The sequence below is a fragment of the Candidatus Binatia bacterium genome, from assembly GCA_023150935.1.
GTDB lineage: Bacteria > Desulfobacterota > Binatia > HRBIN30 > HRBIN30 > JAKLJW01.
The window spans coordinates 1-14,156 of the sequence record JAKLJW010000008.1; the positions used below are offsets into that span (position 1 = coordinate 1).

15 protein-coding genes are annotated in these 14,156 nt (G+C 68.4%); 5 read left to right on the top strand and 10 right to left on the bottom strand.

The features are described from left to right. Positions 1 to 180 precede the first annotated feature (180 nt). The gene (locus L6Q96_07045; protein ID MCK6554327.1) at positions 181 to 795 is read right to left on the bottom strand and encodes a hypothetical protein; all 615 of its coding nucleotides are present in this window, start codon (positions 793 to 795) and stop codon (positions 181 to 183) included. A 251-nt stretch (positions 796 to 1,046) separates the two neighbouring features. Here L6Q96_07045 and L6Q96_07050 point away from each other — a divergent pair, with 251 nt between their 5' ends. Both L6Q96_07050 and L6Q96_07055 read left to right on the top strand, forming a co-directional pair. After that, positions 1,047 to 3,254: an MMPL family transporter gene (locus L6Q96_07050; protein ID MCK6554328.1), complete on the top strand. Its 2,208-nt coding sequence runs from the start codon at positions 1,047 to 1,049 to the stop codon at positions 3,252 to 3,254. Next, positions 3,254 to 4,426 carry a glycosyltransferase gene (locus tag L6Q96_07055; GenBank protein ID MCK6554329.1) on the top strand — a complete coding sequence of 391 codons (1,173 nt, stop codon included), beginning with the start codon at positions 3,254 to 3,256 and terminating at the stop codon, positions 4,424 to 4,426. Before L6Q96_07050 ends, L6Q96_07055 begins: the two co-directional genes overlap by 1 nt. Positions 4,427 to 4,438: 12 nt before the next feature. Here L6Q96_07055 and L6Q96_07060 read toward each other — a convergent pair whose 3' ends face one another. The 3 genes from L6Q96_07060 to L6Q96_07070 form a co-directional block, all read right to left on the bottom strand. Next, on the bottom strand, positions 4,439 to 5,053 hold the full coding sequence (locus tag L6Q96_07060; GenBank protein MCK6554330.1) for a hypothetical protein: 615 nt from the start codon (positions 5,051 to 5,053) through the stop codon (positions 4,439 to 4,441). Between the two features lie 13 nt (positions 5,054 to 5,066). After that, positions 5,067 to 6,221, bottom strand: coding sequence for an acyl-CoA dehydrogenase family protein (locus L6Q96_07065; GenBank protein MCK6554331.1), 1,155 nt, complete (start codon positions 6,219 to 6,221; stop codon positions 5,067 to 5,069). A 354-nt stretch (positions 6,222 to 6,575) separates the two neighbouring features. Further along, positions 6,576 to 7,295 (bottom strand): murein L,D-transpeptidase catalytic domain family protein, encoded by a 720-nt coding sequence (locus L6Q96_07070; protein MCK6554332.1) that lies wholly within the window; start codon positions 7,293 to 7,295, stop codon positions 6,576 to 6,578. Positions 7,296 to 7,480: 185 nt separating this feature from the next. Between L6Q96_07070 and L6Q96_07075 the strand changes: the two genes are divergently transcribed. From L6Q96_07075 to L6Q96_07085, 3 genes are all read left to right on the top strand, one after another. Beyond that, the gene (locus tag L6Q96_07075) at positions 7,481 to 9,253 is read left to right on the top strand and encodes a L,D-transpeptidase family protein (protein ID MCK6554333.1); all 1,773 of its coding nucleotides are present in this window, start codon (positions 7,481 to 7,483) and stop codon (positions 9,251 to 9,253) included. Positions 9,254 to 9,463: 210 nt separating this feature from the next. Continuing rightward, positions 9,464 to 9,706, top strand: coding sequence for a hypothetical protein (locus L6Q96_07080; GenBank protein ID MCK6554334.1), 243 nt, complete (start codon positions 9,464 to 9,466; stop codon positions 9,704 to 9,706). Between the two features lie 4 nt (positions 9,707 to 9,710). Continuing rightward, complete coding sequence (locus L6Q96_07085) at positions 9,711 to 9,893, top strand: type II toxin-antitoxin system HicA family toxin (GenBank protein ID MCK6554335.1); 183 nt, start codon at positions 9,711 to 9,713, stop codon at positions 9,891 to 9,893. Positions 9,894 to 10,271: 378 nt separating this feature from the next. Here the strand turns inward: L6Q96_07085 and L6Q96_07090 are convergent, their stop codons facing one another. The 6 genes from L6Q96_07090 to L6Q96_07115 are packed head-to-tail and all read right to left on the bottom strand — an operon-like array spanning position 10,272 to position 14,057. Next, entirely contained in the window at positions 10,272 to 11,222 is a 951-nt protein-coding gene (locus tag L6Q96_07090; GenBank protein ID MCK6554336.1) for an RnfABCDGE type electron transport complex subunit D, read from the bottom strand. Further along, positions 11,219 to 11,626 carry a hypothetical protein gene (locus tag L6Q96_07095; protein MCK6554337.1) on the bottom strand — a complete coding sequence of 136 codons (408 nt, stop codon included), beginning with the start codon at positions 11,624 to 11,626 and terminating at the stop codon, positions 11,219 to 11,221. The genes L6Q96_07090 and L6Q96_07095 overlap by 4 nt, the downstream gene beginning before the upstream one ends. Continuing rightward, positions 11,613 to 12,035 (bottom strand): hypothetical protein, encoded by a 423-nt coding sequence (locus L6Q96_07100; GenBank protein ID MCK6554338.1) that lies wholly within the window; start codon positions 12,033 to 12,035, stop codon positions 11,613 to 11,615. The genes L6Q96_07095 and L6Q96_07100 overlap by 14 nt, the downstream gene beginning before the upstream one ends. Continuing rightward, complete coding sequence (locus L6Q96_07105) at positions 12,014 to 12,496, bottom strand: FMN-binding protein (protein MCK6554339.1); 483 nt, start codon at positions 12,494 to 12,496, stop codon at positions 12,014 to 12,016. Before L6Q96_07105 ends, L6Q96_07100 begins: the two co-directional genes overlap by 22 nt. After that, a complete protein-coding gene (locus L6Q96_07110) occupies positions 12,493 to 13,620 on the bottom strand; it encodes a hypothetical protein (GenBank protein MCK6554340.1) in 1,128 nt (375 codons plus the stop codon). The genes L6Q96_07105 and L6Q96_07110 overlap by 4 nt, the downstream gene beginning before the upstream one ends. Then, positions 13,617 to 14,057, bottom strand: coding sequence for a hypothetical protein (locus tag L6Q96_07115; GenBank protein MCK6554341.1), 441 nt, complete (start codon positions 14,055 to 14,057; stop codon positions 13,617 to 13,619). Before L6Q96_07115 ends, L6Q96_07110 begins: the two co-directional genes overlap by 4 nt. Positions 14,058 to 14,156: the final 99 nt, after the last annotated feature.

A 14,156-nucleotide genomic window follows, 5' to 3' on the forward strand; every position in this document is an offset into this window, starting at 1 on the left:
ACGCCCCTGAGAAAACGGGGCTACTCGGGGCGAACGGAAAGCGTCGTACGGAATACGTCGCCGTAATTGTGCCCATCTACTACTAAGGGCGCCGCGTGACCTTTGCGGCGCACGATTACACCCCGGCCCGGCGGCCGGCGCAAGGGTGGGGAGAGGGCTATGCACGTCCCGAACCGACGGCTACTTCTTCGGCTTTTCCACCGAAACGGCCAGCGCTTCGGAATACGTCAACTCCACGAGATCGCCGACCTTCACCTTATCGAGCTTCGACGGGTCCCTCACCGCGATCGTGCGGGCCACCCCGCCGGGCACCTGCAGCGTCACGCTCGGGGCCTTCTTGTCCATCGCCGTGATCGTCGCGGTGACCCTGTAAACTTCGGCAATCACGCCACCGGGCTTCTGGCCGGGCTTCGCCGTCGTGATCTCCGATGCGGCTGCCACGCCGGGTTCGGCCTCGCCCGGACGCCGCACGTCGTATGCGATCGACTCGAAGTACGCCACGGTGACCAGGTCGCCCTTCTTCACCTGGGGTAGGTTCTTCACGGTCTCGTCGACGGTGATCGTAAACGGCTGGCCATCCGGAGCCTTCAGGGTAACCTGACGTTTCTTCACGTCCACCCGCAGGACCGTCGCGGTGGCGGTTACCGTCGCTTCCTCGACCACGCCGCTCACCACCGGCGTCGGGCTGGCGGGCGGGACGGGCATCTGTGCCGTCGTTGCCGGCTTGCTGCTCGCACAGGCCGCTCCCCACAGAACACACAACGAACCGAGAGCCACCTTCCACAATCGCTGCATCGCACCACTCCTTTCGGGTCCAGAGATATGCACCTACGCCCGTAGGTTCCGCACCGCCGCGGTGGCGAACCTGCGGGAGGCGGCTTTCATTCCACGATCCGACCGGCGTGTCCATACGACAGGTCCGGGTTTTGCCGTTGGCCGGCGAAACCGAAGGCGGTCTCGCGCGGGCCGACACTGTCCGACACTGTCCGCGAGGATCGATAAGACTACGGTGGCTTGCGGTGGCGGTTTCGTATAGGGATGCGCGGATGCTCGGCGCCCTGGGGCACTTCACATATCGTAGACGGTGGCTGGTCCTCGTCCTGAGCGGTCTGGCGTTGCTCCTCAGCGGCGCCGGGCTCGTGTACGGCGGTCGCCTGAGTTCCGGTGAGGTCGTCGGGCTGGAGGCGGGAGAGGCGCGCCGCCTGGTCGAAGAGCAGTTGCACTTTCCGGGCGACTCCTCCTTCACGATCGTCTTCCGCAGCGACGCGCTGACCACCTCAGACCCGCGGTTCATGGAGGCGGTAACATCCGCGCTGGTGGGGCTGCGAGCGGATCCGCGCATCGGGTCCGTGCTCGCGCCCGACCAGGCTCCGGGCCCGCTCGTCAAGCGGTTGGTATCGCAAGACGGCCATGCGGCGCTGGCCATCGTCACCGTGGATCTGCCCTACCGCGAAGCGGCGCGGGTCTTTCCCGAGTTGCGCACGCTGGTACGCGGAGGGCCGCTGACAACCACGTTCACCGGATACCTCGCTTTCCGCAGCGACCTCGACCGCGTTCTCGAGCACGACCTGGTGCGGGCCGAGGCCATCAGTCTGCCGCTCAGCGTCCTCGTGTTGCTGCTCGCCTTCCGCACCGCGGCCGCGGCCGTCTTGCCGGTCGGGGTAGGCGCCCTGGCGGTTCTCGGCGGCATTGCCGGCGTGTTGCTGCTGTCGCACTTCACCGACATGGCGGCATACACGATCAACGTCGCCTCGCTCATCGGCCTCGGGGTCGCTATCGACTACTCCCTGTTCATCGTCAGCCGCTACCGGGACGAACTCGCCGCGGGGGCGGACTACGAGCGGGCGCTCGGCCGGGCGGTGGCGAAGACGGGTCGGGCGGTGGTCTTTTCCGGCGTTGCGGTGGGCGTGGGACTGTCCGGGCTGGTGTTCTTCCGCGGCTCGTTTCTCGCCTCCATGGGCATCGCGGCGGCCATTGTCGTAACGCTGGCGGTCATCTTCGCCCTGACCTTTCTGCCCGCGTTGCTCGCGGTACTCGGCCCGGCAATCGACACCGGCCGGGTAAGCATACCCGGGGCGGGCCGATACGCGGGCCTCTGGCGACGCATCGCGCACTGGGTGATGAAGCGCCCCGTGCTGGTGCTGTTACCGACCCTGGCGTTCGTGACCATGCTGGGGTTGCCGTTTTGGGATCTGCGTCTGGCGGGCGCCGACGTCACCACGCTGCCCGCCTCGGTCGAGGCGCGCGAGGGGTTCGAGCTGCTGAAGCGGAGTTTCCCGGACCAGCTCGGCAATCGCATCCTGGTGCTCGTGCGTTTCCCTTCCGCCCCGGTCCTGACGGTACCGAGGGCGCGGGCGCTCTACGATCTCGGCCAGCGCATTCGAGCCCTGCCCGGCGTCCACGACGTCGAGAGCATCGTCGAACTCGGGCCCGAACTGGCGGCCACCCTGGCCACCACGCCGCCCATGTTCCTGCCGCCCGAGGCGCGGCTCGCGCTGAAGGGCACCGTCGGCCGCGACTTCGCGCTGCTGCAGGTATCGAGCGATCTGCCGCCCGCCGGCAAGGAGGCAGCGGCGCTCATCGAAGCCATCCGCGAGCACCGGCAGGTGGCCGACGGCACCTTACTGGTCGGCGGCAACGCGGCGTTGGATCTCGACACGACCAACTTCATCCTCGAACGGGCGCCGGCGGCGATCGCGTTCGTCGTCGTGGTCACCATGATCGTGCTGTTCCTGTCGTTGCGATCGGTGGTGCTCCCGATCAAGGCGGTGGTCATGAACTTCCTGTCGATCACCGCGTCGTTCGGCGCCCTGGTGTGGATCTTTCAGGAAGGACACCTGCAGTGGCTGCTGCATTTCCAGGCCGGACCGATCGATCCGACGCTGCCGGTGCTGCTGTTCTGTTCGGTCTTCGGGCTCTCGATGGACTACGAAGTCCTGATGCTGACCCGGATGCGCGAGGAGTACGACCGCACCGGCGACAACACGCAGGCGGTGGCCGACGGCCTCGAACGAACCGGCAAGGTGGTCACCAGCGCCGCGGCGATCATGGTCGTCGTCTTCGGCGCATTCGGCCTGTCCCGGGTCGTCGTCGTAAAGGCGATGGGCGTGACGCTGGCACTTGCCATCGCCCTCGACGCCACTCTGGTGCGCGTGCTCATCGTACCGGCGACGATGCGTTTATTCGGCGATCTCAACTGGTGGGCCCCGGCCCCCCTGCTACGGGTGCTCGATCGGTTGCGCGACGAGGCGTGATGCGCATTGCATTCGTCATCGATTCGCTCGACGGACTCGGCGGGGGCGTGGCCACGGCGCGGCGCTTCGTCGCCGCGCTGCGGCAGCGGCACGACGTCACGCTGGTAACCACGGGTCCCGCCGGCGCGGGCCGGGTGACTGTCCCTGGATTCGAGCTGCCGCTGCATGCGATGCGCGCGCAGCAGTTCGCTTTCGGCTGGCCCGTCCGAGCGACGCTGGAACGGGTGTTGGCTGCCGTCGATGTTGTCCACCTGCAGTTCCCGTTCTTGCTCAGCTTCGCGGCGCTGCGCATCGCGCGCAGGCGGGGCCTGCCGGTGGTCGCTTCCTTCAATGTCCAGCCCGAGAACCTACTGCACGGCCTCGGCATCCGTGCGCCGTGGCTCAACCGGTTTGCCTATCGCCTGTGGACCCGCGCCTTCTACGAACGCGCCGACCTGGTTTTGTGTCCGACCGCGTTCGCGGAAGAGCTGCTGCGCGAGCACGGCCTTCGCAAACCGGTGGCGATCGTGTCGAACGGCGCACCGCCGGGGTGGGGGCGTGCGACCCCCCGGCAGCCGCCGGCACCGGATGCTCCTGTGCACGTTCTCTCCGTCGGGCGCTTCGCGCGCGAGAAGCGCCACGACGTCATTCTCGAAGCCGTCGCGCGCTCGCGGCACCGGGCCCGGTTACGGTTGGCGTTCGCGGGCGCCGGGCCTCTCGACCGGGAGATCCGCGCTCATGCGGCGCGCCTGGGCCTACCACTGGATATCGAGTACGCGTCGCCCGAGCGTCTGCGCGCCCTGTACGAGGAGGCCACCGTGTTCGTCCACGCCAGCGAGGTCGAGCTGGAGGGCATGGCCGTGGTCGAGGCGCTGGTCATGGGGCTGCCGCTGCTGCTCGCCGACGCGCCCGCCAACGCCTCGGCGCGCTATGCGCCCGGCCCCGACTTCCTGTTCCGGAGCGGCGATCCGGCGGCACTTGCGGCGCGCCTCGACGCGCTCCTCGACGACCCCGAGGCGTACGCGGCCGCGAGCGCGTTCTGCGTCAAGCTCGCTCCGCAGTTCGACTTCGCCACCTGCGTGCGCCAGCTCGAACGCGCCTACGCCCGCGTCGTCGAGCAGGCCGCCGCCGCCGAAGCGGCGCCGGTCAAAGGCGACCGCCCCGACGTTCCGCCGCGGCTCGCGGCGGAGTGAACACGGCCCCGGTCAGTCGCCGCGAACGATACCCTGCTGCATCATTTTCTTGACGACGAGATCCGCCAGCTCGGTCTTCTCCGAGCGCGGATCGCGGAACGCCTTGGTTTCCGTTGTCGCCGACCAGACACGTTGCGCCGTGCGGCTATCGAAGACGATGCTCTCGAGCGTGACCAGCGCGTATTCGGCCGGCGGGGGCGCCATCGCGGCTCGGTAGTAACCGAAAAAGTCCCCCGCGTTCGAGCGGTCGCCATAGCGAGCCGTCGGAGCATTGGCGCCGGCACTGCGCCTGTCGACGTCACGGATGCGCACGGCCAGCACGGCATCGAGATGGGCATCCGCGACGATCCGTTCGACGGTCGGCCGATCGATCGGGGCGCCGGCGGGAATCACTTCGTAGTCGGGCACGGCCGTCACGCCGCGTGCGCGCAACGCCTGCACGAATGCACCCTCGATGGTCCGCCGCAAATCCTGGTTAGCGGTGACCGCTACGACCAGCACCGAGGCGTAGGCCGGCTTCGGGCGATCCGGGTCCTGCCACACCTCGACCATCCGACTGCGCGAACACGCCGCCGCCGCCGCAACCGCCAACACGGTCAGTGCCAGATAGATCCGCCGAATCGCCATGCCGCTCGTCCTCTCACAGCCCCAACTGCCGCGAGGCCAGTTCTTTCATGATCTCCTCCGCGCCGCCGCCGATGGCATTGACCTTGACCTCGCGGTAGATGCGCTCGACCCGGGTGCCGCGCATGTAGCCCATACCGCCGTGGATCTGCACCGCCTCCGACGCGCAGAAGGCCATGGTTTGCGTCGCCTGGTTCTTCAGCATGGCGATGTCTGCAACCGGCGAGTCACCGTTCTGTATCCGCCACGCCAGCATTTCGAGGTACGCCTGGGTGGCGTTGATGCGCATCGCCATGTCGACCAGCTTGTGGCGGATAACCTGCTGGTGCATGAGCGGCTTACCGAAGACCATCCGTTGCCGCGCCCAGGCGATGGCTTCCTCGAGGCAGACGCGCGAGAACGCGTTGGCGCTGGCGGCCATGCCGATCCGTTCGCCGTTGAAATTGAGCATGATGCCGAGGAAGCCCATGTTTTCTTCGCCGATCAGATTGGTGACGGGCACGCGCACGTCGTCGAAGATCAACGTCGCGGTGTCGGAAGCCCACCAGCCCATTTTCTTCAGCGGCGTCCGCGTGAAGCCGGGCATGTCCTTTTCCAGCAGCAGGAGAGAGATGCCGCCCATGCCGGGCCCGCCGGTGCGCACCGCAACGGTGACGAAGTCGGCGCGCATGCCGGAGGTAATGAAGGTCTTGCTGCCGTTGACGACGTAGTGGTCGCCGTCGCGGCGTGCGCTGGTGCGCAAGCTGGCGACGTCGGAGCCGGCGTCCGGTTCGGTAATCGCGAGGGCGCTGATCTTGTCGCCGGCGAGAACGGGCGGGAGCACGCGGCGTTTCATTTCCTCGCTGCCGAGGCGGGCGATCGGCGGACAACCGATGCCGTGGCTCATAAGACTGGCGGAAATGCCACCGGACCCCGCGCGGGCGAGTTCCTGCGCGGCGACAATGGCGAAGAAGAGATCGGCGGGCGTTCCTCCGTACTCCTCGGGAAAGCCCGCGCCGATCAGGCCGACGGCGGCAGCTTTCTTGTAGAGTTCGCGGGGAAACCCTTCGGCCTCGTCCCACTCGTCGACGTGGGGGGTGATTTCCTGCTCGACGAAGCGGCGGATGGTGGCGCGGAATTCCTCGTGGCTGGGGGTATAAAACGGGCTCATCGGGGGGTCCCACAAACTCATGTGCATCCTCTTTCGACCGGCTCACCGCCGCTACGCGGCCACAGGCGTTCGCTGGTTTGCCGACGAGACGCACGACGCGCCGTCCCATCGGCGTTCCGTCTTGACGGAAGTTCGCCGCCGGCGCAAGCCACCCGTACCGCACCGATCGTCCCAGGCAGCGCCGTCATCTCGGCGCGGGGCAGCGCCCGCAGCCCAAAGCGAACAACCAGCCCGTTCGCCCCTGCCGAGCCTGTCCCTCGATACGCCGCCTGAGAAGACGGCTGCTACTCGGGACGAACGGCAGGACACAGCCCTTACATGGCCTGAAGATTTCTTCGCGCAGTGCGCGCAAACGCGGAATTCGTAAATCGGATCCTATCGCCGCGCGACGCGCCGGTCGCAGCGGAGGAACGCCGAGTCGGCCAGCCACTGGCGGTCGGGGTAGTACGCGAACACGGCCGTGCCGTCCTTGATACGGTCGATCACCGCGTCGTGCACTCCGAGAGGTAGCGCCGGGCAGCCCCAACTGCGCCCGAGCCGGCCGTGTTCCGCCAGATACGCCTCGCTGACGTACGGCGCCCCGTGCACCACGATCGCCCGATCCTCGGCGCGATCGTTAACCCCCCACTCGAGCCCCGACAGGCGCAACGACTGTCCGTGCCGGCCCCAGTACGTCTGCTCGGTTCGAAACAGACCCAGACTCGATTGCCGCGAGCCCGGCGTGTTCGAGAAGGCCACCGCGTACGCTTCGCCGCTGCCCTCGCCGTGCGCCACCAGCTCGTTGAACAGCACCGTTCCGCGGTCGACGTCGATCACCCAGAGCCGGCGCGCCGCCGACGGCAGAGAGTAATCGATGACCGTCAACAAACTCCCCTGGAAATGCCCCGCGGAACGACCGCACTCGAAGGCTCTGAGCGCCAGGTCGAGCACTTCGGCGCGCGGACCCGAGGCTTCCATAGCGGACGGTACCGGGCGCCACGGCTCCTTCGTCCACCGCTTCGACGTCGACTGGTATCGGGGTGTCGCGCAGGCCGCAAGCGCCGTCGCCGCCGCCACCGCAACCACCACCACCTGGAGGACGCTTTTGCCCTTCACTCCCGCCTCCTGAGCGTTGCGCGCCACGCTTCTTATGCGGATCCGGAAACCGCTGCAAGGTATTTTTTCGAGTCGAAAGCCGAGACCAGCAACCGAAAGGGTGTTGCTCAATGTACCCGACTCCGGTTATCTGGGAGACGGATGCAGCGGAGATGAACCGACCTGGGCGGGGGAGGAAGTACGTAATGGCGGTACAAGGGCAGCGCGATCGCCCACCGACTCGGGCGATGCGGGCGAGCCCGGCATCGTGCGCCCCGTCGGAAACGAGATCATTCGGTCTTGCAGTCGCCGCGGTGTTCTTGAGTATCGTCTGCGCGACACCGCTGCGCGCCGCACTCGACCCGGGAGCCGTCGCGCCGGCAGTCACGACGATGCTCGGGCGGCCGACGCCGCTGCTCGTCGACGGCACCGTGCTCGACGCCGAGACTTTGCGGTTCGCTTACGAAGCGCGCGCCGGAGCGCCACTCTGGGTGGCTCGCGGCAAGGACGACGAGCAGCGGGTTCGCGCCGTGGCCGACGTGTTGGCCGCGGCGAACGGTGAAGGCCTCGACCCGCGCGCCTATCACGTCGGCCTCATCCAGCGCCGGCTCGGCACCGAAGAGCCTACCGGGCTCGTCGAGCTCGAGTTGCTGCTCTCCGACGGCGTCTTGCGATACGCCGCCCATCAGACCCGCGGCGTCAACCCGCCGCGGTATGGCAACGGAGAGCTAGGCTTCGAACGCGAAGCGCTCGACGCCCGGGGAACCCTGCTCGGCATCGCGGAAGCGCCGGACCCGGCGCGGGCTCTGCGCGACCTGGCGCCGCAACACGCCGGATATGCGCGCCTGCGCGACACGCTGCGCAACTACCGCGAGATCCAGAAAGCCGGCGGCTGGCCCACCCTACCCGACGGACCGAAGCTGGAAGTGGGCATGAGTGACGCGGCCGTCCCGGCCCTGCGCCAACGCCTGGCGGCGACCGCGGAATACGACGGCGCTCCGTCCGACTCCAGAATCCTCGACGCGGCGCTCGTCGACGCGCTGAAACGGTTCCAAACGCGCAACGGATTGCTCGCCGACGGAATCCTCGGCAAAGGAAGCCGGGCGGCGTTGAACGTTTCTGTCGATCGGCACATCGACCAGATCGTCGTCAACATGGAGCGCTGGCGATGGCTTGGTCCCACGCTCGGCGACCGTCACGTCAAGGTCAACGTCCCGGCCTTCGCGCTCGAACTCGTCGAGAACAGCAAGGCCGTGATGGCGATGCCCGTCGTGGTCGGCAAGCAGAACCAGCGCACTCCGAATTTCAGCAGCGAGATCCGCCAGCTCGTGTTCAACCCCTCCTGGTTCATCCCGCCGAGCATCGCTCGCGCCGAGATCATGCCCAAAGCGCGCGTCGACTCGACGTACCTGAGCCGCAACGGTTACGTCGTGCGTTACGCCGCCGCGCCGACTCCGGCGACCGCGACCGACGCTGCCGCAGGGCCGCCACCCCCTTCGCCGGCGCCGCGGGTGATCGGCCTCAAGCAGCCGCCGGGTCCGAAGAATCCGCTCGGACGCGTGAAGTTCGACCTACCGAACGCCTTCGGCGTGTATCTGCACGACACGCCGTCGCGTGCCAGCATTCAGCAGAGCGGCCGCGCCGCCAGTCACGGCTGCATCCGGCTCAGCAACGCCCTCGGCCTTGCCGATGCGCTCCTTACCGACAGCGGCGGCCTGTCCGACGCGCGGCGCAAGAAACTGCTGTCGACCTGGCAGACAAAGACCGTCACGCTGTCGCAGCCGGTCCCCGTGCACATCGTGTACGAAACCGTCTGGGTCGACGACAGCGGCGTCGTACACACACGTCCGGACGTCTACGGGCGCGACGACAAGCTGAAGAAGCAACTCACCGAGGCGCGGTCGGCACGGCCGACGGTCTACGCCCGCCGGCAGCCCGAGCCCCCGATCGACGCCGAAAAGACCGTCGCCGCACCGTAAGTCCGCGCCCTTGCGAGCCCGGAACCACGCTCGCAAGGTGCGAGGCCAGCCGAGGCTCAGTCGGCGCATCGGCAGCGGTCATCCTTCCCCAATCGGGATTCTGGAAAACTCGGCGTCGTCTTTCGAGCCAGCGGAACCGGCTTGCGAGCCCCCCGCATGAGCCTCGATTGCAGTAATGCGTCCGTGCTAATGAGGAGACGGAGAAAGGCAATGCGGTACTCGGTGTTTCTGGAACCGGTCGAAGAAGCAGGCTTTGACGGGTTTTACTACGCGCATATTCCGGTCCTGGACCTCACGACCCACGGTCCCGGAGTCGAAGGTGCGCTCGCTGCTGCGCGCGACCTGGCTCGAGCGTGGGTTGCCGAAAAGCGCTGTCATGGAGACCCGCTGCCCGTCGAAACCACGGCTTTGATCGGTCACATCGACCTTCCCGATACCGTACTCGCCCCGTGAGGTCCTGACGCGGCTTCTCCGTGCGGGCTTTGTCGAGGTTCACCAGACAGGTAGCCACAAGGTGCTTCGCCATCCCGACGGTCGCCAGACGTACGTGGCGATGCACACCGCGACGCTTCCCACCGGAACCTTCCGCAAGATTCTGAAGCAGGCAGGTCTGACCGAGGAGGAGTTCCGAGATCTGTAGGTTTCCGATTCCGTCCCGACCCTGCTCGGTTCCCTCTCCCTCAACTTCTGCTTCGAAAATCCGGGAGGGCAAGCGCAATGGCGGGTAGCCATCGGGGTCGGCATCGGTATCGGAATCGGTATCGATTCGAATGCCTCGATCCCGATAGCGATTCCGACCCCGACCCCGCAGAGGGCACCACATTTTCATCCTCTTCAGACGACCGCCAGGTCATGGGCGGCATGTGCGGCAACGCGCGCGGAGCGCGCGTTCCACCCGGGCGACTCGACTCCCCGCTTGCACCACCTGCCGCACGGGGATCCCGGCGTGCCACTGGCGCCCTGCCGGCCAGGGAAGTCGAAATCGTCGCGCCGGGCACACATCCGCGGGAATCGCAACTCAACAGCCCGTCGCACGATCGAGGAGCGGCACCGCCGCGTTCGCTACCAGAACCGCCAACGCCGCACCGTCGGGGTAAGGAGTGTAGTAGCGCACCGCCATCGTATAGACCGCCGCGAGCACCGCGAAGATCACCCGCCCCCGGGCCGAGAACGGCGCGGTCACCGGATCGGTGAGCATGAAGAAGGCCGCCAGCAAAGCGCCGCCGGATAGCAACTGCGCCAACGCATCCCCCGCCAGCCACGGGGCGTGCCCTGCCATTCTCGCGCCCGGCGGAAGAACCAATGCCAGCAACGCCACCCCGGCCAGATACGTCAACGGCACACGCCAATCGACGGTCCGCATCAGGATCAAGCATAACCCGCCGCCGAGCACCGCCAGCGGCGCCGCCTCGGCAAGCGCGCCCGGGTGAAGCCCGAACAACAACTCCCTCACCCCCGGTGCCACCGCACCGATCTCCTTCGCCAACGGCGTCGCCGCACTCACCCCGTCGACACCCGACCACGCCGGCGCAAGGAGCCGCGCCGGAACGATGCCCATGAGAACCACCCGCCCCACCGCCGCCGGGTTGAACACGTTGTTGCCGAGACCGCCGAACAGGTGCTTGCCGACGAGAATCGCCGCCGCCGCACCCACCGGCCCAAGCCAGATCGGCCCACTTGCCGGCATCGACAGCGCCGTAACAATCCCCGCAACCACGGCACTGCCGTCGAACGCTCGCCGCGCATCGCACGCCAGGTCGAATACCCACGCCACCACCACGGCCAGACCGAGCGGCACGGCCGCCGCCGTTCCGTATCGCCAGATCGCCACCACACAAATCGGCAATAGCGCCAGCACCACTTCGAACATCAGCCGCCGCAGAGTCCGCCCGCTATGGAGGAACGGACCCGTCACCTCGCCGGCCGCGGCGGTCGGTTTCATCCATGCCGGCGGTCGCGCATCGGTCATCGGAACACGTACGCCAGCGGCTGAAGCGCAAAGTACACGATCGCACACGCCGCCAGACCCATCGGCACGCCCTGTAACCGCACCGCCACTTCGTCACCGAACTGCAACCGCTCGACAATCGCATCGACCAGAGCCGTCGCCGCCACCCACAGCGCCATGGCTCGCAGCACTTCCCCGACACCTTCGTACTCCGGCACGGCAAGCACCAGAGCCACGGGCGCAACCCGGGGCGCCGCCAGCACGATCAGGCCCGCCGCCAGCGGGAATCCCAACCCGGCCGGCCACGGCCCAATGGCACCCGCCCAGGCAATCGCCGGCGCCAGCACCGCCACCCAGCGACCCGGCCCCGGCCCGATCGACACGGCAACCGCGACGGCCAGGAAGACCAGGTCATACGCGGTCACGAGGTCTCCCGAGCGCAACGATCGCCACCGCGCACCCCAGCAGCAGCACGCCCGCCGTGCGGAATTGCAGCGGCACAAACAGCGCGACTGGCGGCCCGGCGACGGCCGCTACCAGTAGATTAGGCCACCGTCCCGCCAGTAGACCCGCCGCAACGATCGCCATCGCATTCACCCCCGGAACCACCGCCGCAGACGCCCACGCCACGGCAATCCAGCGCAGAGGCGAGGCGTTCGCAACCGCTGCGCCAACGACCAGCGCCGCCGACCAGGCCAGCGCTCCCGACCACGACAGATCGGCCACCGCCGGCAACAACGCAGCGACGACCCCGGCGCCTATCCACGCCTCCGACACCGGCACCGCCAACGCGCCAGCCGACTCGCCCGAGTTCACGGAGTCACCGCCTTCCATGCCTGCAGCCGTTCGTTGACGGCATCCACGACGCGCTGAGAGGACACCGTCGCACCGGTCACCGTGTGTACCACGAGAGGCGGCGTTGCCGCCCGGCCGCGGAACCGCTCGAGGAAGTCGCTCCGAAGCAGCGCGGTCCGATCGACTCCTTCGTGCCCGCGCACGAGCAGGACTTGCTCGATACCCCCTTCATCGACGACCACCGCGCCGCGCACGGGACCCTGCACACCGACGACATCGAAGAACAGCACCGCCGCCGAGCCGGCCCGGAACGCCGGCGGCCCGGACACGGCGACCGGCTCGACCGGACCGATCAGCGACTCCGCCAGTCGACGCGCAGCGTCGGGTCGCGGCAACGCCACGTTGAGTCCCAGTGCGCACGCCAGGAGCACGGCCCCCAGCCGATCCGCTCGCCCCACACCGGCCATGACCGCGGTCCGGACGCGGCTCGCCACAGTCATGCACAACCCCCGGCCACGCGCGCGACGAAATCGCGCTTCAGCACCCGCATGCGCGCCACCAGACGCCGCTCGGAAGGACAGACGAATTCGCACAGACCGCACTCGACACAATCGAGCACGGCCGCGGTCGGCCGCCGGATCAACCGGCTAACCGGCAGCTCGAACGGACAAGCCGCAAGGCACCGCCCGCACCTCACGCAACGCTCGTCCCGCCGTCCACTCACCTCGTCGTGCGTCAGCGCCAGCACGGCAATCGTGCCGGCGGCGATCGGCGTCTCCGGCGCCGCGGCGTATCCCATCATCGGCCCACCGCAGATAACCGCCGCGACCCGCTCCATGTCGACCTCACAGCTCGCCAGTACGTGTCCGACCTCGGTGCCGATCGGAACGACGTAGTTGCCCGGCCGGCCGACGGCGCCCCCGTCCACGGTGATCACACGATCGACCAGGGGACGGCGTTCGTTGACCGCACGGTGGATCGCCCGGATCGTCTGCACGTTCAGCACCACGGCCCCGACCGCAGGCGGACGACCGCCCCGCGGCACCTCGCGCGCAAGCGTTCGACGAACGAGCATGCGCTCGTCGCCTCCCGGGTAGCCGCGATCGTCATCCACCACCAGCGCGCGCGCGGCGCCGACCGCCGCAACCGCCAACCCGGCCCCCGCCTCGATCTCCGCGCCATGCTCGGCAAGCACCCGGCTGTCGCAGGTCACGTACGGTTCGCTTTGCAGCGCGTTGACGACCACCGTATCGAGGCCCGGCCGCGAGGCGACGCGCGAGAGCTTGAGGTAAGTGGGAAACATCGCCCCGCCCATGCCCACCACTCCGGCATCGCGCACGGCGTCGACGACATCCGCACCACGGGCAAGCGGCCGCACGACGTCCGGCTCGCCCGCAACCGCGATCTCGCCGCCGACGCCGACCACGGTCCCGGATAGCGGCGAATGGACGCGCAACTGCCATGCGGCGCCTTGCGCCGATCGCGCCAGCAGGTCGCCGGCGCGGACGCGGTCGCCCGACTGCACGACGCAGTGCAGGTCTCGCACCGGCAGGCGAACCAGCGGCGGCGCCACCAGCGGCGCGATGCGCGAGTCCGCCGTGCGCTTGCGAGCAGGTATTCTCACGGTGCCCACTCCTCGATGCGATGGCACTCGGCACATTGCGCGGCGAAGTATTCCGCGTGGCATTCGAGGCACCCCGCGCCCCGTTCGAGCCCGGCGCTCGCATGTTCCTGTCGCGCACGCCGGTCCCGTCCCGGATCGCGTACCGATTCGGTATGCCACGGCGGCACCTGCCTGACGTGGCAGTCGCGGCACTGCTCGGTCCGATGGCAGCCAAGGCACTGAGGGCGATCGGCTACCGCCGCGGCGCCGTGGGTCAGCGTCACGAACGCCGCGTCGTGCGTGGCCTGCACGCGGCCCCGGTGGCACTCGGCGCAACCCTGCGACGCCTCGCCACCGCGCGGGACGGGATCGCGACGAACTGCATTGACGCCCGCCCAGGCAAACGCCGCGACCAGCACAACGCCGGCCAGTCCCGTCGCCGCCACGGGTCCGAGCATGCCCCTACCGGCTCGCCCGAGAACGGCGGCCGAGCCCGGAGCAGGAAGCCTCGCGCGGAGACGACGCGCGTTCGTTTCGAAGTCCGTGCCCATGCCCGG